The 19,321-nt window shown below is 51.3% G+C and carries 16 protein-coding genes; 3 read left to right on the top strand and 13 right to left on the bottom strand.

Annotated features, from left to right (window positions below; all coding sequences use genetic code 11):
* Positions 1 to 116 precede the first annotated feature (116 nt).
* Complete coding sequence (gltP, locus tag HGD79_RS13660) at positions 117 to 1,430, top strand: glutamate/aspartate:proton symporter GltP (protein ID WP_000789580.1); 1,314 nt, start codon at positions 117 to 119, stop codon at positions 1,428 to 1,430.
* A gap of 77 nt (positions 1,431 to 1,507) precedes the next feature.
* Here the strand turns inward: gltP and yjcO are convergent, their stop codons facing one another.
* The 13 genes from yjcO to alsR all read right to left on the bottom strand — a co-directional run bounded on the left by yjcO (position 1,508) and on the right by alsR (position 18,063).
* Entirely contained in the window at positions 1,508 to 2,197 is a 690-nt protein-coding gene (yjcO, locus tag HGD79_RS13655) for a Sel1 family TPR-like repeat protein YjcO (RefSeq protein WP_000719886.1), read from the bottom strand.
* Between the two features lie 93 nt (positions 2,198 to 2,290).
* Positions 2,291 to 4,438: a formate dehydrogenase subunit alpha gene (fdhF, locus tag HGD79_RS13650; protein WP_001300547.1), complete on the bottom strand. Its 2,148-nt coding sequence runs from the start codon at positions 4,436 to 4,438 to the stop codon at positions 2,291 to 2,293.
* A gap of 197 nt (positions 4,439 to 4,635) precedes the next feature.
* On the bottom strand, positions 4,636 to 6,102 hold the full coding sequence (mdtP, locus tag HGD79_RS13645; RefSeq protein ID WP_000610574.1) for a multidrug efflux transporter outer membrane subunit MdtP: 1,467 nt from the start codon (positions 6,100 to 6,102) through the stop codon (positions 4,636 to 4,638).
* Entirely contained in the window at positions 6,099 to 8,150 is a 2,052-nt protein-coding gene (gene mdtO / locus HGD79_RS13640) for a multidrug efflux transporter permease subunit MdtO (protein WP_168848421.1), read from the bottom strand. The genes mdtP and mdtO overlap by 4 nt, the downstream gene beginning before the upstream one ends.
* Positions 8,150 to 9,181 carry a multidrug efflux transporter periplasmic adaptor subunit MdtN gene (mdtN, locus tag HGD79_RS13635; protein ID WP_000446354.1) on the bottom strand — a complete coding sequence of 344 codons (1,032 nt, stop codon included), beginning with the start codon at positions 9,179 to 9,181 and terminating at the stop codon, positions 8,150 to 8,152. The genes mdtO and mdtN overlap by 1 nt, the downstream gene beginning before the upstream one ends.
* Positions 9,182 to 9,199: 18 nt before the next feature.
* Positions 9,200 to 9,475, bottom strand: coding sequence for a YtcA family lipoprotein (locus HGD79_RS13630; RefSeq protein ID WP_001297587.1), 276 nt, complete (start codon positions 9,473 to 9,475; stop codon positions 9,200 to 9,202).
* A 208-nt stretch (positions 9,476 to 9,683) separates the two neighbouring features.
* Complete coding sequence (yjcS, locus tag HGD79_RS13625; protein ID WP_001300040.1) at positions 9,684 to 11,669, bottom strand: alkyl sulfatase YjcS; 1,986 nt, start codon at positions 11,667 to 11,669, stop codon at positions 9,684 to 9,686.
* Positions 11,670 to 11,941: 272 nt separating this feature from the next.
* Positions 11,942 to 12,871, bottom strand: a complete 930-nt coding sequence (gene alsK / locus HGD79_RS13620; RefSeq protein WP_139496411.1) for an allose kinase — start codon at positions 12,869 to 12,871, stop codon at positions 11,942 to 11,944.
* Positions 12,855 to 13,550 (bottom strand): D-allulose-6-phosphate 3-epimerase, encoded by a 696-nt coding sequence (gene alsE / locus HGD79_RS13615; protein ID WP_001297586.1) that lies wholly within the window; start codon positions 13,548 to 13,550, stop codon positions 12,855 to 12,857. Before alsE ends, alsK begins: the two co-directional genes overlap by 17 nt.
* A 10-nt stretch (positions 13,551 to 13,560) precedes the next feature.
* The gene (gene alsC, locus HGD79_RS13610) at positions 13,561 to 14,541 is read right to left on the bottom strand and encodes a D-allose ABC transporter permease (protein ID WP_000507106.1); all 981 of its coding nucleotides are present in this window, start codon (positions 14,539 to 14,541) and stop codon (positions 13,561 to 13,563) included.
* The gene (gene alsA, locus HGD79_RS13605) at positions 14,520 to 16,052 is read right to left on the bottom strand and encodes a D-allose ABC transporter ATP-binding protein AlsA (RefSeq protein ID WP_000235261.1); all 1,533 of its coding nucleotides are present in this window, start codon (positions 16,050 to 16,052) and stop codon (positions 14,520 to 14,522) included. The genes alsC and alsA overlap by 22 nt, the downstream gene beginning before the upstream one ends.
* Positions 16,053 to 16,178: 126 nt before the next feature.
* Positions 16,179 to 17,114, bottom strand: coding sequence for a D-allose transporter substrate-binding protein (gene alsB, locus HGD79_RS13600; protein ID WP_001046186.1), 936 nt, complete (start codon positions 17,112 to 17,114; stop codon positions 16,179 to 16,181).
* Between the two features lie 58 nt (positions 17,115 to 17,172).
* Entirely contained in the window at positions 17,173 to 18,063 is an 891-nt protein-coding gene (gene alsR / locus HGD79_RS13595; RefSeq protein ID WP_000083216.1) for a D-allose utilization transcriptional regulator AlsR, read from the bottom strand.
* A gap of 358 nt (positions 18,064 to 18,421) precedes the next feature.
* On the opposite strand from alsR, the gene rpiB reads away from it, so the two are divergent.
* Both rpiB and yjdP read left to right on the top strand, forming a co-directional pair.
* Positions 18,422 to 18,871, top strand: coding sequence for a bifunctional allose-6-phosphate isomerase/ribose-5-phosphate isomerase RpiB (rpiB, locus tag HGD79_RS13590; protein ID WP_000716795.1), 450 nt, complete (start codon positions 18,422 to 18,424; stop codon positions 18,869 to 18,871).
* Between the two features lie 68 nt (positions 18,872 to 18,939).
* Positions 18,940 to 19,269, top strand: coding sequence for a DDRRRQL repeat protein YjdP (gene yjdP / locus HGD79_RS13585; protein WP_000819746.1), 330 nt, complete (start codon positions 18,940 to 18,942; stop codon positions 19,267 to 19,269).
* Positions 19,270 to 19,321: the final 52 nt, after the last annotated feature.

The following is a 19,321-nucleotide window of genomic DNA, read 5'->3' as shown; positions in this document are numbered from 1 at the left end:
GATCATAAGCGTTAAAAAAATCTACAAACCAACGCAACACAATTCATGCCCTGGCAGTATGTCACGTTCTCGCGTTTCTGAACGGGGAACGGCGCTCCATTGAGGAAGTTATTCTGATGAAAAATATAAAATTCAGCCTGGCCTGGCAGATTCTGTTTGCTATGGTGCTGGGCATTCTCCTGGGAAGCTACCTGCACTACCATAGCGACAGCCGCGACTGGCTGGTCGTCAATTTGCTCTCTCCGGCGGGTGATATCTTCATCCATCTGATTAAAATGATTGTTGTGCCGATTGTGATCTCCACGCTGGTGGTGGGTATCGCGGGTGTTGGTGATGCCAAACAGCTCGGGCGTATTGGCGCGAAAACCATTATCTACTTCGAGGTGATCACCACCATCGCTATCATTTTGGGGATCACTCTGGCGAACGTCTTCCAGCCCGGTGCCGGGGTGGATATGTCGCAGCTGGCGACCGTCGATATCTCGAAATATCAGAGCACTACGGAAGCGGTACAAAGCAGTTCCCACGGCATTATGGGCACGATTTTGTCGCTGGTGCCGACGAACATTGTGGCGTCGATGGCGAAAGGCGAAATGCTGCCGATCATCTTCTTCTCGGTGCTGTTTGGTCTGGGGCTTTCCTCCCTGCCCGCGACGCATCGTGAACCGCTGGTGACCGTGTTCCGCTCCATCTCTGAAACCATGTTTAAAGTGACTCACATGGTGATGCGTTATGCACCGGTGGGTGTGTTTGCGCTGATTGCGGTGACGGTGGCTAACTTTGGTTTCTCTTCTCTGTGGCCACTGGCGAAACTGGTGCTGCTGGTGCATTTCGCCATTCTGTTCTTCGCGCTGGTAGTGCTGGGAATTGTGGCGCGCCTGTGCGGGTTAAGCGTCTGGATCCTGATTCGTATTCTGAAAGATGAGCTGATTCTGGCGTACTCCACTGCCAGCTCTGAAAGCGTACTGCCGCGAATTATTGAGAAGATGGAAGCCTACGGAGCACCGGCGTCGATCACCAGCTTCGTGGTGCCGACCGGTTACTCTTTTAACCTTGATGGTTCGACGCTGTATCAAAGTATTGCCGCTATTTTCATCGCTCAGCTGTATGGCATTGACCTGTCCATCTGGCAGGAAATCATTCTGGTGCTGACGCTGATGGTGACCTCGAAAGGGATTGCTGGCGTGCCGGGCGTGTCGTTTGTGGTGTTGCTGGCAACGCTGGGTAGCGTAGGTATTCCGCTGGAAGGCCTGGCGTTTATTGCTGGTGTTGACCGTATCCTCGACATGGCGCGTACTGCGCTGAACGTGGTGGGTAATGCGCTGGCGGTGCTGGTGATTGCCAAGTGGGAACACAAATTTGACCGCAAAAAGGCGCTGGCTTATGAGCGTGAAGTGCTGGGCAAATTTGATAAAACTGCGGATCAATAATTGAAGATTGCCGGGGTTATCCACCCGGCAATGTGTGGATGCCTGATGCGACGCTGGTGCGTCTTATCAGGCCTACCTTAACCGTTGGTTAATTTTTCAAACTCTTCACACCCGGTATCAAACCCTTCCATACAGCTCAGGTTCAACCAGTGCAGCGCCTTTTGTTTGTTCTTCTCGATAAAACCTTCCTCACCGTTTAAGAACATCATTCCCGCCCAGTACTCGGAATAACCGGTTCGGGAAATTGCAGAGCTGCGTTTGAAATACCAGGTTGCCTTGTCATCGTCGGCCTTAATGCCCACGCCGTTGGCGTAAATCAAACCAAGCAGCATTTGGGCATCGACGGCAGAGTCGTTCTCCAGATCTTCCGAGGCGTTTTCTAACAGCGAAATCGCCTTTGGATAATCCGGTTTACCCGCTTGAGTATTTACCAGAATATGCGCCAGCGTTACTTCACCTTCTTTACTGCCCGCTTGCGCCGCTTTCTCTGCAAGAACTTTTGCTTGTGGATAGTCCAGACTGACCGGATTGGTGATTTTGATCTGCGCCAGCAGCGCGCAGGCATCAGCATCACCGCTGTCGGCGGCTTTCTGTGCCCAATATTCGGCTTTGCTCAAATCGCCGGAGCTAAACCAGCTGTCGGCAAGAAAATATTGTGCGCGTCGGTCCCCGGCCTCTGCTGCCTTTAAATACTGGCTGCCAGGCTCGGAGTCGTTCGCGTGGGCAAAGAATGTCAAAAACAACATCAATGCGATAATTTTTTTCATTTTGATAATACGATTGGGTAGGGAGTAACCAGTATAAAGAGTTCGAATGGATAAAAAAACAGCCTCCGAAAGGAGGCTGTAGAAAGGACTGTATTACGCCAGTGCCGCTTCGCGCAGGCGAGTTTTCAACTTGTTGTACTCGTCAATCACGTACTGCTCGGCGGCGCGCTGATCGGCGATCGGCTCGACGCGCACGGCGCAGTATTTGTATTCCGGCGTTTTCGTAATCGGGCTTAAGTTTTCGGTAACCAGCTCGTTACAGGCACCAATCCACCACTGGTAGGTCATGTAAATCGCCCCTTTGTTCGGACGATCGCTGACCTGCGCACGGGTGATAATTTTGCCTTTACGCGAGTGCACCCAAACCAATGCCTCATCTTCAATACCCAGACGTTTGGCGTCTTCGGTATTGATTTGTGCGTAGCCAGGTTCATCAGCCAGCGCCGCCAGTGCCGCACAGTTACCGGTCATCGAACGGCAAGAGTAGTGACCAACTTCACGCACCGTTGACAGTACCATCGGGTACTCGTCGGTGAGTTTGTCGATTGGCGCTACCCAGTCGCAGGTGAAGAACTGCGCCAGACCGTTCGGGGTATCAAACTTCTCTTTAAACAGATAAGAAGTCCCCTGATCGGCATCTGAAGTATCGCGGCAAGGCCACTGAATGAAGCCCAGTTCGCCCATTTTCTCGTAAGTCGCACCGTAGAAATCCGGGCACAGATGACGCAACTCATCCCAGATCTCCTGGGTGTTGTTGTAGTGCATCGGATAACCCATACGGGTGGCGATTTCACTGATGATTTGCCAGTCCGTTTTCAGATCCCATTTCGGTTCAACTGCTTTGAAGAAACGCTGGAAGCCACGGTCAGCCGCAGTAAACACGCCTTCATGCTCGCCCCACGACGTTGACGGTAAAATAACATCCGCCGCCGACGCGGTTTTGGTCATAAAGATGTCCTGAACGATAACCAGTTCCAGATCTTCAAAGGCTTTACGTACTGCCGACAGCTCCGCGTCAGTTTGCAGCGGATCTTCGCCCATAATGTACGCGGCACGCACTTCGCCATGCGCTGCGCGGTGCGGCAGCTCGCTGATGCGATAACCGGTATGAGCAGGCAGGCTTTCCACGCCCCAGGCTTTGGCGAATTTCTCGCGGTTAGCCGGATCTTTCACGTACTGGTATCCCGGATACGTATCCGGCAGCGCGCCCATATCGCAGGCACCCTGCACGTTGTTCTGACCACGAACCGGGTTTACACCCGCATGCGGCTTACCGAGGTTACCGGTCAGCATCGCGAGGCTGGTCAGAGAACGCACGGTTTCCACGCCCTGGTAGAACTGGGTTACACCCATGCCCCACAGGATGGCGGCGCTTTTCGCCTGGGCATACATCCGTGCCGCCTGACGAATCTCACTGGCGCTGACGCCGGTGATATCTTCAACCGACTCCGGCGTGTAGCCTTCAACGATTTTACGATACTCTTCAAAGCCTTCTGTACGGGAAGCGACGAACGCTTTGTCGTACAGATTTTCTTCAATAATGACATGGCCCATCGCATTCAACAGCGCGATGTTCGAGCCGTTTTTCAGTGCAATGTGCATGTCAGCAATGCGCGCGGTTTCAATTTTGCGCGGATCGCAGACGATAATTTTCGCCCCGTTACGTTTAGCGTTAATTACGTGATTCGCCACGATTGGGTGGGAATCCGCCGGGTTGTACCCGAAAACGAACACTAAATCGGTATTATCAATTTCGTTAATAGCATTGCTCATTGCGCCATTACCGACCGATTGGTGCAGACCTGCAACCGATGGGCCGTGTCAGACACGAGCGCAGCAGTCAACGTTATTGGTACCAATAACGGCGCGCGCAAATTTTTGCATTACATAGTTGGTTTCGTTACCCGTACCACGCGAGGAGCCGGTCGTCTGGATGGCATCCGGACCGTACTTCTCTTTGATGGCGCTCAGGCGCTCGGCAACGTAATTCAGTGCCTCATCCCAGGAAACAGGTTCGAGTTTGCCGCCACGCTGGCGACGGATCATGGGGGTTTTCAGGCGCGGGGTCAGGATCTGGGTATCGTTAATGAAATCCCAGCCATAATAACCCTTCAGACACAGGGTACCCTGGTTGGTTTTCCCCTGCGCTGCCTCCGCCCGGACGATTTTGCCGTTATCGACGACCAGGTTGATTTTGCAACCTGATGCGCAATAGGGGCAAACCGTGACGACTTTTTTCATCGGTCTCGCTCCAGTTAATCAAATCACGCATACGCGCTCTCGACTACAGTATGCATCTTTTATGCCACATTTTATTTGGGGTCATTCCCTGATATTACGGGCACTATTTATTCAAAACTCTGACGAAAAACAGGCTGTCGTCAGTTTTGACGTGACGAAACGAAATACCGCGTGACAGCCATCACGCGGCAGACATTTTATTTTTTCTCGACGACGGGAGCCGCCTGATACCCGCCGCCCAGCGATTTCATCAACTGAATGCTTTGGATCACCCGGCGGCTGTCCAGCATCAGTAATGACATCTCTTCGGCAAGTACTGGCAACCGGGCTTCAGTGGCCTGTAAGCGGCTGGTTAAGCCGCGCTGATAGGCGGCCTCGGCAGCGCGCTGGGTGAAGCGCGTTGCTTCCACGCGTTCAGCCTGCATTTCTCGCTCGTCGTTGAGCGTTTGCAGACGCGTGCCGTTGACGGCAACGTCACGCACCGCGTTCAGTACTGACTGGTTGTAACGTTCAATCATCATGTTGCTGGCGGCGCGCGTGCCTTCGAGATTGGCATTCAACCGTCCACCGTCAAACAGCGGCAATTTCAGACCCGGGATGAAGTTGAACTGGCGACTGGTTTTTTTGAATAAGGTATCCAGGTGGATGGCATCAAGGCCGAAAAACGCTTTGATATCAAAGCTCGGGTAGAACAGCGCCCGCGCGGAATCCACCTGATCTAATGACGCCTGAACATACCAGCGCATGGCTTGCAGATCCGGGCGTCTGGCGAGCAACTCATAAGAGAGTGTCGCCGGAATGCCGGTCTGGACTCGTGGTAATGCCACCGGTTTGATCTCCGGCATATCGCTGGCCCCCGCGCCAATCAATGCACGCAGAGATTCTCGCGTTTCGGTGATTTGCCCTTTGACGGCAGCAATTTGTTTATCGACCGCCAGAATCTGTGCCCGCGCGCCGTGGAAAGGCACTTGTGCTTCCAGACCGTGCGCCACTTTACTCTGGTGCGCTTTCACCGCGTAATCAATCACATCGCGAGTTTGTTCTAACAGATCGAGCATCTGATAGCTGGCCTGCATACTGTAATAAAGCTGCGCTACGCCCGTGGTCAGCGATAGCTCTACTGCTGCGGTTTCTGCCAGCGCGGCATTATGCGCGCCAATGGCGGCGGCAACCGCTGAGCGATGCACACCCCACAAATCAAGATCCAGTCCGGCAAACAAACCTACTGTGGCTTCCGTATAGTACGGCCCGTCCATACCCAGTGCGGGCGCATCCATCGCATAAGGGCTTAAAAAGCCGTTCGCCGAGACGCGTTGGCGGTTGAGCATCCCTAACGCTGCGACCTGTAATTGTGAACCGGCATCTAACAAATCGGCCTGGGACTGCGCTTTTTCTTCCCGCAGTTTCGCTTCGGCGAGGGTGTGTGAACCACTTAGCGTCCGTTGGATCAGCGCATCCAGCTGCGGGTCATTGAGTTGTTTCCACCACTGCGCCTGCGGCCAGCCGGAGCTGGCAAGATGAATATCGTCGGCCAGTTTGATTTGTTCCGGTTTGAGCTGTTGATGAGGTGCAGAATCCTTACGTACCAGGGCACAGCCGGAAATCAGCGTCGTGCTGCCGAGAATGCTGCACAACAGCAGACGTGAAAGTTGACGATTGATCATTGCGTGGCTCCTTGTGCCTGTTCCGTGGCGGGCGTTAATGCCGGGGCTGTCCAGTCTGGCAAGCGGGCGAAAAGCTGGCAGACGTGTTGCTCCTGTTTTAATAAGGTGGGCAGGATGGCCTGCGAGGCGGGTGTCTCTTCAAGCGTTATTTGAGGAGAACGGCTGAGTGCGGTTGCCAGACCGGCAGCGTATTTCTCCAGGGCGTCGGCAAACTGAGCTGCTCTGTCCGGCTGTAGTGCGTTATCCAGCGCCTGCGCCGAGTTCCAGGTGGCATCCCAGGCGTGAAGAATATCGCGGCCCTGACGAATAACCGTTTGCGAACGTTCAATCAGTAAGGCGCGTTCTTCGCTGTCCAGTTGACGCTCCAGCGCCACGCGTTGGCACATCTCTTCACAGGCATTAAACGCCGCATGCAGACCGATACGAATTTGCAGATAAGTGCGCAGAGCCGTGACTTCCTGCTGGCGTGGGATCCGCATTACTTTACTTAACATACCCAGCGTGCCAGCCAGTTTTTGCGGCAGTGTGCGCGCTTCACTTTCAGGCCAGACAAAGGTGTAAATCACCGCGGACACCACGGAACCAATGATGATACCCATGGCGCGATCGCGAATTTCCACCAGGTCGTACACCGGGCCAAAAACGTTTTCGAGCGTGGCGAGCGCGAAGGTGACCACCATCTGTGTGCCGATATAAGAAGAGCGTTCAGAGCTGGTGGCAATCCATGCGCCCAACAGGAAAATCGGTGCCAGCACAAACAGCAATTCGACAATATTGTCCAGCCAGGGCATGACCAGTAGCGTGAATAACAGCGCCAGAATCGCGCCGCAAAAGGCCCCGCCAAAACGCAGCACCATCTTCTGGTACGACGAACCGACATTTGGGTTAGCGACGATCACGCATGTCAGCATACAGGTGTGAATGCCTTCCCAGTCCACGCCGCTGTAGAAGGTGTAACAGATCAAACAGGCGAGCAGTGTTTTTACCGCGTAGCGCATATAGTCTGGATTGGTAAAAGCATCGGCGACCATTGATGGCGGTTTGGCGGCGGGCGTTGGCGGCGTATTCGGGTCCATCTGACCCAGTTGTAACAACGTCTGGCAGATATTCTCCAGGTTACATTCCCGTGCCGCCATCGCTTCACTTTCAGTGATCCGCCAGTCGCTTTGCCAGCACTGACCTTCAGCAACGGCATGCTGCAGCTTATTGATTTCTGAGGCTAATTTTTGCCGAAATTCAATAATTGCCTGAGAATCAGCAAAAGAGGTGGGATCGTAGCGATTCAGCGTCGAGTAAATGTAGGTTACCGTTGCCACGCAGCTTTGCCACCATGCGCTTTGAGTTCGCCAGTTGGCATCGTCCGCGAGACAAAAGACATTCAGTTTTTGCAGCGCCAGCGCCTCTCTTTCAATCCGCGTTTCGGGTAGCGGTGCGAGGCTGTCCGTCAGGTGACTAATGGCATCATCAAGCCGATCATTAAGCGCTTGATGCATTTGCGTAATGGCACGACTGGGAAACCACAGCACGCCGATTAACGTCATCAGCAAGGTTGGATAGAGGCCAACAACGATACACCACAGCGTTAAGCGCACGACCACTTCCGGATAGTCGAGCATGGCGGGGAAGGTTTGCCCGTAAATGGCGACAATGGCGACAGCGAAAAAGACCAGTCCCAGCCGATGGGTGCGCATCAAAAACATACAGCCCATCAGGATCGGCCCGGCGATGATCAATCGGATCAACGGTTCGCCGTATGACCATTTGTAGATCAAAAACAGGCTGCCGATCTCCAGCACCGTGGCAACCACAAACAAGATCGCGACAAATTTGGTGTAAAACGCGTTCGACTGAATACCGTAAAACAGCACTGCCAGCGATAACGCCACAAAAGGGATCTCAAAAGTCATCGAGATCAGAATCACCAGCAGGCAGCCTACCCAGAGTTGCACGATCTGCGGCACGCGGCCGGGTCGCCGCTCGCTTAACTCTTCATGAAAGAACGCCAGCAGCCTGACCACCGGTAATGGCAGGGAGTTGAGCGCGCTCATTATTGCGGCTCAAGATTAGCGACTGCCGAAGCGCCGATGCGGAACATTTCCGGGTCAGGTTTATCGACCATGATTTTGACCGGAAAACGCTGGGCAACGCGGACCCAGTTAATAGAGCGAGAAACTTTCGGCAGGCCGCCCAGCACCAGGCCGCCGTCATCCGGTAGCACGCCGTAGCCAATCGAATCCACTTTACCCTCGAAGGTTTTGCCGCTGTCACTCATCAGGCGAATCGTTGCGGGTGTACCTGAGCGAATATTTTTCAGATCGGTTTCGCGGAAGTTGGCGATCACGTACCAGTGACGAGTGTCGATTAGGGTAAAAATAGGGCGCATGGCAGAAGCAAATTGCCCGACGGAGGTTTTGAGGGAAATGACCCGGCCATCAAACGGCGCGCGAACGGTCGCCATTTCCAGATGAAGTTTGGTCAGGGCAATATCCGCTTCGACCGCCGCACGTTGCGCCACCAGCGCATCGACGCCGCTGACGGCGCTGGCGGCTGACTGCGCCTGTAACAATACGGCATTAAGATCGGCTTCTGCGGCGCGCTGCGCAGTTCTTGCACGGTCAACGTCTTCCGCTGAGACAAAACCCTCTTTCAGTAATGGCTCGGTGCGGCGTAATGTATCTGTGGCCTGTTTCGCGGCGGCACGGGCTTTTTCTACCGTGGCATTAATCGAGTCGGCACCAAACTGTTGCGCATCAACGCTACGCTGGGTGAGCATAATTTGCTTATCCAGCGCCGCGAGGGAGGCTTCAGCTTTCGCCAGATTGGCTTCGTACGGGCGCGGGTCAATGCGGAACAGCAAATCGCCCTGTTTGACTGCCTGGTTGTCGGTGACCGCCAGTTCTACAATGCGGCCGCTGACTTCCGGCACCACATCAATGGTATCTGCTGACGCGTAAGCGTCATTAGTTGATGGCGCACTGTCTACGCGCCAGATAACGAAAACAAGGGCAACCAGCGCCAATGCAACCACTAACAGAGCAGGGAATTTACTGCGAGGAGCTTTTTTCGGCGTACTTTCCATGAGCGCGTCTCAAATAGATTAGAAAAATGCCAGCCAGAACAGCATGGCGTAGAGAGCAAAAAGGGCGGTATAAATAATTCCGACAAATGCCAGATTGATATTTGCCCGCTGAATAACTCGCCTCGTGATGAGCATCAAAATAAGGCTGGCAATGGCGCAGAAAAACCAGCTGGGATAATAAGCACCGATCACCGGGATTGCCGGAGATAATGAGCATCCCGAAACCATGAAGACGGGAATTATCCAGGCTGTTTTTTTGAGTTGCATCGCCATGCGAGAGAGAACTGTTGGCATATTAAATACATCCTGTCTGCTGCGAACAATATCTGTAGTGAATATCAATATCCATTGAAGGCGTCAGTATGGCTATTTTCTCGATGAATAAAAATAGCTTTATTCAGCCACCGCATTCATAACTTATATATTTTATTTATTAATTGGCTGTATATATTTTTAAAATAAATGCTTTTGGGGGCTTCAGCGCCCCCAAAAGCGAGTGACATTAATTTGGGGTTACGATATTCACCCACAAATCGAAATTATCCAGACAGGCGATAATTTCTTCCAGTTTCGCGCCATTGCCAATAATTTTGGCTTTCTTCGCTTTTACCAGATCCGCCATTTTGGCTTGCCCGGTCAGCACGGCGTGCAGATCTTCACGGCTGATGTAGAAAGAGGCGTCAGCTTGGGATTGCAGTGTTTTACGGTAGTTAAGCACGCTATCGTTCAGCGTCAGGTTGAGGTTATCGCCATTGCTCATATTGAAGTTCAGGCTGATATTTTTACCCGCGGCTTTCGCGCTATCGAGGCGAACGGACATAAAGTCGAACAGCATTTCGACCGACATCCCGCGAATGGTGTCCGGGGAACCGGTGGTGCCGTGGCTGAACTTATGCACCCCTTCGCGCAGCTCTTTCGCGCCGGTCAGGTAGAAACCGCGCCAGGTGGCGGACTCGGCCTGATAGCCCAGCTGTTCAAAGTTATTCGCTTGCAGATTCTTCGCGACCTGGTCACCCGGGTTGGCGGCAATCACCTGTTTCAGCAGTTCTGCCGACCAGCGGTAATCACCTTGCTTGTTCGCTTCTTGCGCCAGGTTGATGACACGGGCAGAACCGCCCAGCGCCTGCACGTAACGTTTACCCATCTCCACCTGACCATACGGATGCAGGTTAGCCGGGTTACCGTCGTAATAGCCAAGATAGAAGTTATACACCGCGCGGGCGTTGTGGCTGACAGAACCGTAATAGCCACGGCTGGCCCAGTTATTGGCAAGTGCAGGCGGCAGTTTAATCATGTCGCCGATTTCATTCATGGTGTAGCCCTGGTTCGCCAGGTGCAGGGTCTGGTCGTGAATGTACTTGATAGTATCGCGATATTTACCAATATAATCATTGATATGCTTATTGCCCCAGACCGGCCAGGTGTGCGGCATAAACAGGACTTCCGCGTCGTTACCCCACATATCCAGCGTTTCGTTCAGATACTCGGTCCACTTGCTGGTGTCGCGGGTTTTCGCGCCGCGTAGAGTGTAGAAGTTGTGCAGGGTATGCGTGGCGTTCTCGGCGGTACACAGCGCTTTCAGGGCCGGAATATAGAAGTGCATTTCGGCTGGTGCTTCGCTACCTGGGGTCATCAGGAAGTCAAACTCCAGGCCGTCGATAATCATCTTCTCACCGGTTTTGGTGATGGTTTTGTTCGGTGCGATGATGCTCGGGTAGCCCGATGCCAGCGTTACGCCAAGACCATTGCCGATGTTACCCTGAGGGTTATGCGCCAGCAGCAGGCCGTAGGAGTAAAGTGCACGGCGGCTCATAATATTACCCGCCAGTACGTTTTCGCTGATGGCTTCGTCCATAAAGCCAGCAGGGGCGATAACCTGCACTTTACCGGATTTCACATCGGCTTCAGAGATAATGCCTTTCACGCCGCCATAGTGGTCGGTATGGCTGTGGGTATAAATAACCGCAACAATCGGTTTTTGCGGGCGATTTTGGAAGTAAAGGTCAAGGGCGGCTTTTGCGCTCGGTGGCGTCACCAGCGGGTCGATGACAATAATCCCGGTATCACCTTCGATAAAGGTGATGTTGGAGATATCCTGACCGCGAACCTGGTACATTCTGTCGGTGACTTTAAACAGGCCGGAAATACCGTTTAACTGCGACTGACGCCACAGGCTAGGGTTAACGGTTTCGGGCGCGGGCGCATTGATATCAAATTTATAATCTTCCCCGCGATAATATGGTTTGCCATTAGCATCGCGCAGAATACCTTCATCCAGCAGCGGAGCGATAAATCCACGCTGAGCGTCGTCAAAATCCTGACGATCGCTAAACGGTAATGATTTGGCGTAATTCTGATTAACCTGTTGGGTATATTGAGTGGCGGCTTTCGCTTCATCTGTTGCGTAAGCGGTATTTACCATCATGCCGCTGGCGGCAGTTAACGCAATAATAATTCTGCTCAAACGGAATAACCGAGAGTTATTCATATAAATCTCCATTTATCATTTATGTCGTAAATATGTAATCCATGCAAAATACGTCATTTAAAGCTGGGGTTATCATAATTGGGAATTTGCGACTTTAATAAGTGGAAGTGTGAGCTGAACGATCCATTTTATTAGGCATTTGTGCTGAAGAGGAAAAGTTACAGTAAAACTATCATTGCAGAAAATAATATGAGCCGTTTTATGTGTTTATTATATATATTGTACCTGTCGTTGGCACAGCGGGACATTGCGCTACTGTGCCAACGCTTTACTCATGGGGCTTTAGCACAGGACTGTGGCAAAAAATGTTGATGCGCCAATATTGCTGCACCCTGAGCGCCATTAAAGTCAGAAGATGAGGCGGCAATAAAGCGCACGACCTGATGCGGCAGTGGACGGCGCAGGTACTTTTGGATCATGGCAATGAGAGTCTCGCGTGGGAAGGCGGGCATATCCATCACGCCACCGCCCAGAATCACCGCATCGGGATCGAACAGATTAATGCTGGTGGCAATGGCCCGTGCCGCGTTTTCAAGCAGACTCTGGACGAAAGGGGCGTTTTCCGCATGGACGAAAAGGTCGCTCAATGGGTAATTTCGGGGCTGTTGTTCGTACCAGCGTCTTAGCGCCATTCCAGAGCAATTGGTTTCCAGGCACCCAGGATTGCCACACGCGCAGTGTTGGGTCATATCTCCCAGGGGGATATGACCCAGTTCGCCTGCCACACCGTGTGCACCCGTCCACGGCGCACCGTTCATCCACACTGCGAACCCCATCCCCGTACCGAGATAGGCCGCCAGAACCAGTTGTTGCGTAAGGCGGTTTTCTACTACGTCCCAGGAGAGTTGCAGGTTAACGTCGCGGGAAAACTCAACCGGACAATTCAGCGTATTTTCGAGCTTATCGGCGAGATCATATAAATCCGCCGCTGTTAACGGCAGGTTAGGCGTAGAAATTATGGTGCGTTTATCTTTACTGACCAGCGCCGGAAATCCCATCACCAGACCATGACAGCGAGCGTTAAAGCGCCTGAGTTGCTCGTCAATCATTTCGCCGATACCCGACACCAGGCCGGGAGCAATGACTTCTGCGGTCCGCTTTTTTTCGCAGTGTAGCGTTTCACCTTCTGCTGTCCGCAGACAAAAGCGGATATGCGTTGCCCCCATATCCACGCCCGCTACGACGTTATGCTGTTTTTGCATGAGGCTGTACCTCGCTTTTTGCAGCCAGAATCTGCGTGGTCATAATTCTCCATGCTTCGTCGATATTTTCCGCATGATTAAACAGGCCGGAAGTGCCGACGATAAAGACATCCGCCCCTGCCGCCATCAGTTTTTCGTAAGTTGCCTGGTTGCAGGAACCGTCCACCTCAATTTCGTACTCCAGACCTTCTCGTTCACGCCATGCCTTCAGTTCGGCAAGTTTATCCAGCATTTCAGGAATGAACGGTTGTCCGGCAAAGCCGGGATCGACAGTCATGACCGTAATTTTATCGGCCTTATGGATATAGTATTTCATGGCCTCAACTGGTGTCTCCGGGTTAAGGATCAGCCCCACTTTCATGTCATGACAGCGGATTTCATCAATCAGGCGGAACGCCTGACCGTTGATAGTTTCCGGATGCAAAGTGATGAAATCAGCTCCCGCACGCGCCAGTTGAGCAATGTAATCCTGCGGCCGCGTCACCATCAGATGACAGTCGAGCGGTTTAGTTGCCAGTTTTTTAACCTGACTTACGAAGAACGGTGAGAGTGTCAGATTGGGGACAAAGTGACCATCCATGATATCGATGTGAAAGTAATCGGCATGGCTGTCGATAAATTCGATCTGTTCTTTAAATTTCAGCAGATCCATACACATTAACGAGGGGGAGATTTTCATGTTCAATTCCTTACTTACTGATAAGACGGTCAAGGGCGACAGCCGCGATAATTAATCCGCCCATCACCACCAGTTGGTAATAGGTTTGTACCTGCAAAATATTCAGACCGTTGTTGATGGTGCCGATGATCAACCCGCCAATCACCACAGAGAAAATGCGCCCCTTGCCGCCGAAGAAACTGGTGCCGCCAATGATGGCGCTGGCAATGGCATAGGTTTCAAAACCCATACCGGCAAGCGGTTCTGCGGCACCGAGTCGTGCAGTTGAGACGACGCCTGCCAGACCTGCACAAACACCGGAGATGATAAACACCACCAGGATGTGGAATTTCACGTCAATCCCGGAATAGAACGCCGAATTTTTGTTGCCGCCCAGTGCGTAGATGTTGCGCCCGAGCCGCATACGCGTTGTCAGAAACCAAAGGATGAGCGCGACAATTAGCGAGAAGATAACGGGGACAGGTATCCCAATTACGCTGGCGGCAAAGAAGTTCACGAAGTCAAAGGAGAAGCCGTATACCGAGTTGGCATCGGAGATCACCAGCGTGATCCCACGGAAAATCGCGTTGGTGCCAAGGGTGATGATGAACGGGTGTAGCCCCGTCCAGTTGACCAGGCAGCCGTTGATCGCCCCCAGTGCGCCGCCAACCAGTACACCGCCAATCATCGCTGCGAGAAACGGGTCAACACCTGCCAACATCAGTTTGGCGGTCACCATACCGGAAAGCGCCAGAATCGCGCCAACCGAGAGGTCGATACCAGCGACCAGGATAGCGAAAAACTCGCCCATGCCGATCAATACCGTCACGGAGCTTTGAACAAAAATCTGGGTAATATTATTGGTGGTCAGAAAATATTCTGGCGACAGCGAACCAAAAATGGCGACGATGATCGCCAGGATAAAAAAGGTGCCGTATTTATCCCAGAACAGCGCAAAGTTGAACGGTTTCTTCTCGCTCGCTTCGCTTTTTACTCTTGTGGTAAAGCCCATGCCATAATCTCCTCTTCGCTCATGTCATCGCGATTCGTCAGGATTTGCGTCAGTCGTCCTTCGCAGAACACGGCGATGCGGTCGCAGACGGTGATAATTTCAGGTAGTTCAGATGACACCATCAGGATGACTTTTCCGTCGTCCGCCAGTTGGCGCATCACTTTGTAAATTTCGGCTTTCGCGCCAACGTCGATGCCGCGGGTAGGTTCATCGAAAATAATCACTTCCGGGCAACAGCACAGCCATTTGGAGATCAGGACTTTCTGCTGATTTCCCCCGGAGAGTTCGGTGATATTCTGGTTTACCGAATGACATTTCAGCGCCAGCAGTTCGCGTTGATTTTCAGCGGTACGTTGCTCGTCAACTTCATGAAACAAGCCCATCGCGCCTTTATAGCCGCCGTCTTTCAGACTGCGGCTGATCGCCATGTTCTGAGCGATGGAAAAGTTGGGAAAAAAACCGTTATCCCGGCGGCTTTCAGTGATGTAAGCCATCCCTTTTTTCACTGCATCCAGGGGGGAACGTGGAGAGATATCTTTGCCATTAAGACGGATTTCTCCGCCAGCGCGTTTATCAACGCCAAACAGACAATTCATCAGTTCAGTACGTCCGGAACCGACCAGCCCGGCAAAGCCTAATATTTCTCCCCGGCAGACGCTAAATGAGATATCCCGGACCTTTTTTCTGTCACGGCTGGTGACGTTGCGCACCTCAAAAACCGTATCGTGCACAAGGTTGCTGACATTCTCCTTCATCGCGTTAAAACGGTTTTGCAGTTCGCGGCCTACCATCAGACGGACGATATCGTCATTTGACACATCGCTTACCATGCCGCTGCAAACGCTGCTGCCGTCTTTCATCACCGTATAGCGGTCGCAAATACGGCGAATTTCCGCCAACTTATGCGAGATATAGACGATGGCCGTACCCTCTTTACGCAACTGATTCATGATCAGAAACAGATAGTCCACCTCTTTATTGGTGAGTGAGGAGGTGGGTTCATCCATGATGATGACTTTGGCATCGAGCATCAGCGTTTTGGCAATTTCCAGCATCTGCTTGTGGCTGATAGATAGATTCGCCACTTTCTCATCTAAATCAACTTTCAAGCCCACGCGTAATAACATCATGGCGGCGCGGACACGCATTTCTCGCCAGTCGATAATATTGACGCCACAGATTTTTTTCGTCAGATGACGACCAATATATAAATTTTCCAGTACGGTTAATTCATCAATAACGCTGAGTTCCTGATAAATAATCCCGATACCGAGTTGTGCCGCTAATTTATGATCCAGCTTGTTATAGCTAATGTTATTAATGGTAATGGTGCCTTTGGTCGGCTCATGTATTCCGGATAAAACCTTCATTAGCGTGGATTTACCCGCGCCATTTTCTCCTAGTAATGCATGTATTTCACCAGGATAAACCGTTAAATTAACCGACTTTAATGCGTGAACCGGACCAAAGGACTTGCCGATCCCCGCCATCGATATATATGGCGTGGCCATAAATAACCTCTCTGCACGAAATATCGTATTATTGCCTGATGGCTACATTTATCAGGTCTACGTTCAGGTTATTTTGTTGGCCGGATAAGACACTTCATTAGCATCATCATCCGGCATCATTCAGTTTTATTGAGTGACCAGGATTGAATCGACCAGTTTAAATTCCGGTGCTTTATCCAGCGGGATAACCTTGCCGGATTTCTCAGCGTTAACCATCAGCTTCAGACCCGTTGCGCCAATATCTGCCGGGTTCTGCGCAACCGTCGCGGTCATTTGTCCGGCTTCCACCATTTTGCGGGCTTCCGGAATTCCATCTGTACCGACGACCAATATTTTGCCCGTTTTTCCGGCGTTTGCGACTGCCTGAGCAACACCCATTGCCATCGTGTCATTCGCGCAATAGATCGCTTTAATATTCGGATTACGTTGCAACACGTTAGTGGCGACATCCAGTGCTTTAATGCGGTCCCAGTCAGCGGGCTGGCTGGCGACAAGCTTGATCTGGCTTGCTTTTTTGAAGGCTTCGGTGGCACCATTACGACGCGCTTCACCGGAGGCGTTACCGGCTTTACCCTCAATGATTGCGACTTCACCACCTTCAGCGCCCAATTTGTCAATAATGAACGACGCGCCTTTCGCCCCGACAGCAACGTTATCGGTGGTGACAAAAGCTTCCACATTGCCGCCAGCTTTTTTCAGATTATCCATGTCGATTTTTTCATCGAGATTAACCAGATAAATGCCTTTTTTCCATGCGCGGGCGACAGGCATGACCAGATTCACTGAGGATAATGGAGCGAAGGCGATACCTTTGTAATTTTTATTACTGAGATCTTCAAATAACTGCAATTGAGATTGAAAATCGCCTTCTGAAGGAGAGGCAAAAATATCAACGCTGACGCCCAGTGTTTTTGCTTCATCTTCAATGCCTTTTTTCATATCTACCCAAAATGGGTTGGAGAGGGTTTTCAATACGACAGCATATTCGGCGGCAGCAAAAGCGCTGGTTGACAACATTAAGCCCACGAGTGTGCCGCTGAAATATTTCAGATATTTATTCATAATAATGTTCTCACGGTAAGGGGACAGGTAACTCCGCGATGGCGGAATTACCTTTTTCTTATTTCAGCGCGCCTGGTGAGAAGAAATCAACAATTGCGCCGGTTTTTTGCATATTAATATTAGCTTGTTCAATGTTGAGCTGGGCGACAGAGACAAAAAAAGCGTCCAGCAAAGTTAGTTGTAATATTCTTGCCGAGGCATTACGACCTAATAACGGCGTTTCCGGGGCTGGTGAGCAAATAATATAATCGGCCAGTTTCGCTATCGGTGAATGGTAGCTATGGGTTATACAAATAATCTTTGCCCCGTTCTTTTTTGCCAGTTCTACGGCCGCTTTTACATCACTGGTTCGCCCGGAATGGGTCACTACCAGCACAACATCTCCTTCCTGTAACAACGAAGCGGACATCATCATGATGTGAGCATCAGGATAGGCCTGACAGCGTACGCCAATGCGCAAGAACTTGTGCTGTACATCAGCACAGATAGCATTTGATCCTCCGGCACCGTACAAATCCCGCTGTCTGGCCTGATAGAAAAAGCGGGCGGCACGGTGGATCTCATCAACGTTGACGATCGACTGACCTTCCATAATGGTGCGTAAAGTGATGTTAAATACCTTATTCACCACATCCTGCGGCGCTTCATCAAAAGCCAACTCGGAAGGCAATACCTGTTCTGACTGAGAAAAATAATCTTCCAGCGCACTGCGTAAGTTACGAAAGCCGCTAAACCCCAGCAGCTTTGATACCTTAACTATCATCGCTTCAGATACCGCCAGAGCTTCTGCGACATCTTTAATTGCGGGTGCACAACTCAGGTTACCGGGTTTGAGTAACCACTCTACGATGCGGCTTTCATTTTCTGTCATTCCTTCCTGCTTCATTCGCAGGTAAGGCGCTAACCCTATACCGTTCGGAAGCGCTGAATCAAACTCTGACTGGCTCATCACGTTCTCTTGTCCTTGAATTGAAGACGCCACTATATCACCACAGCAAGAACAGAAAAGATGCTGGCGACTTCACAAAAAAATAAAATTTATAAAGTTTATTTTATTGTGAACAATGGCGAGTGGCTTAAAATTTTATTTCATTTAATTAGTTTAAAAACATGATGTTATTTGTTTTTCTGGTTTTTTAGATGATAGATGTTGCTGGATGGTGAGTGTCTTTAACGCTATTGCGCTGTCAGATGTAACTCTGTAAAACAGATCAGGAAGGCGTAATTCATCGATTTTGGGTGTTTTTAATTCATTAACATCACAAATGTTTTTTGATTGTGAAGTTTTGCACGGACGGGGAAGATGAATGAAAAAGATTGCATTTGGCTGTGATCATGTCGGTTTCATTTTAAAACATGAAATAGTGGCACATTTAGTTGAGCGTGGCGTTGAAGTGATTGATAAAGGAACCTGGTCGTCAGAGCGTACTGATTATCCACATTACGCCAGTCAAGTCGCACTGGCTGTTGCTGGCGGAGAGGTTGATGGCGGGATTTTGATTTGTGGTACTGGCGTCGGTATTTCGATAGCGGCGAACAAGTTTGCCGGAATTCGCGCGGTCGTCTGTAGCGAACCTTATTCCGCGCAACTTTCGCGGCAGCATAACGACACCAACGTGCTGGCTTTTGGTTCACGAGTGGTTGGCCTCGAACTGGCAAAAATGATTGTGGATGCGTGGCTGGGCGCACAGTACGAAGGCGGTCGTCATCAACAACGCGTGGAGGCGATTACGGCAATAGAGCAGTGGAGAAATTGAGATTCATCCACTACTTGCATGGATGAGTAATGACTAATGTGGATAGAGTTTCTTTTTGAGGTTGGCTAATGAAACGCTTTCCGCTATTTCTTTTATTCACCCTGCTCACGCTGTCCACCGTTCCGGCCCAGGCCGATATTATCGACGACACCATTGGCAATATTCAGCAGGCGATTAACGACGCTTATAACCCTGACCGTGGGCGAGACTATGAAGATTCGCGCGACGACGGCTGGCAGCGTGAAGTGAGCGACGATCGGCGCAGACAATATGACGACCGCCGCCGCCAGTTTGAAGATCGCCGCAGGCAGCTGGACGATCGCCAGCGCCAGCTTGATCAGGAGCGTCGGCAGCTAGAAGATGAAGAGCGGAGAATGGAAGATGAGTATGGGCGATGAGGTTGGGTATGGAGCAGGCATCGCCCCTCACCCCAATGGGGAGAGGGAGAAA

This window comes from Escherichia sp. SCLE84 (assembly GCF_012584495.1).
GTDB lineage: Bacteria > Pseudomonadota > Gammaproteobacteria > Enterobacterales > Enterobacteriaceae > ECMA0423.
This window is presented reverse-complemented; position numbering and strand designations above follow the sequence as displayed.

Coding starts and splice junctions, on each gene's coding strand:
- gltP (WP_000789580.1), top strand. CDS start 117: ATGAAAAATATAAAATTCAGCCTGGCCTGGCAGATTCTGTTTGCTATG.
- yjcO (WP_000719886.1), bottom strand. CDS start 2,197: ATGAAAAAAATTATCGCATTGATGTTGTTTTTGACATTCTTTGCCCAC.
- mdtP (WP_000610574.1), bottom strand. CDS start 6,102: ATGATCAATCGTCAACTTTCACGTCTGCTGTTGTGCAGCATTCTCGGC.
- mdtO (WP_168848421.1), bottom strand. CDS start 8,150: ATGAGCGCGCTCAACTCCCTGCCATTACCGGTGGTCAGGCTGCTGGCG.
- mdtN (WP_000446354.1), bottom strand. CDS start 9,181: ATGGAAAGTACGCCGAAAAAAGCTCCTCGCAGTAAATTCCCTGCTCTG.
- HGD79_RS13630 (WP_001297587.1), bottom strand. CDS start 9,475: ATGCCAACAGTTCTCTCTCGCATGGCGATGCAACTCAAAAAAACAGCC.
- yjcS (WP_001300040.1), bottom strand. CDS start 11,669: ATGAATAACTCTCGGTTATTCCGTTTGAGCAGAATTATTATTGCGTTA.
- alsK (WP_139496411.1), bottom strand. CDS start 12,871: ATGCAAAAACAGCATAACGTCGTAGCGGGCGTGGATATGGGGGCAACG.
- alsE (WP_001297586.1), bottom strand. CDS start 13,550: ATGAAAATCTCCCCCTCGTTAATGTGTATGGATCTGCTGAAATTTAAA.
- alsC (WP_000507106.1), bottom strand. CDS start 14,541: ATGGGCTTTACCACAAGAGTAAAAAGCGAAGCGAGCGAGAAGAAACCG.
- alsA (WP_000235261.1), bottom strand. CDS start 16,052: ATGGCCACGCCATATATATCGATGGCGGGGATCGGCAAGTCCTTTGGT.
- alsB (WP_001046186.1), bottom strand. CDS start 17,114: ATGAATAAATATCTGAAATATTTCAGCGGCACACTCGTGGGCTTAATG.
- alsR (WP_000083216.1), bottom strand. CDS start 18,063: ATGAGCCAGTCAGAGTTTGATTCAGCGCTTCCGAACGGTATAGGGTTA.
- rpiB (WP_000716795.1), top strand. CDS start 18,422: ATGAAAAAGATTGCATTTGGCTGTGATCATGTCGGTTTCATTTTAAAA.
- yjdP (WP_000819746.1), top strand. CDS start 18,940: ATGAAACGCTTTCCGCTATTTCTTTTATTCACCCTGCTCACGCTGTCC.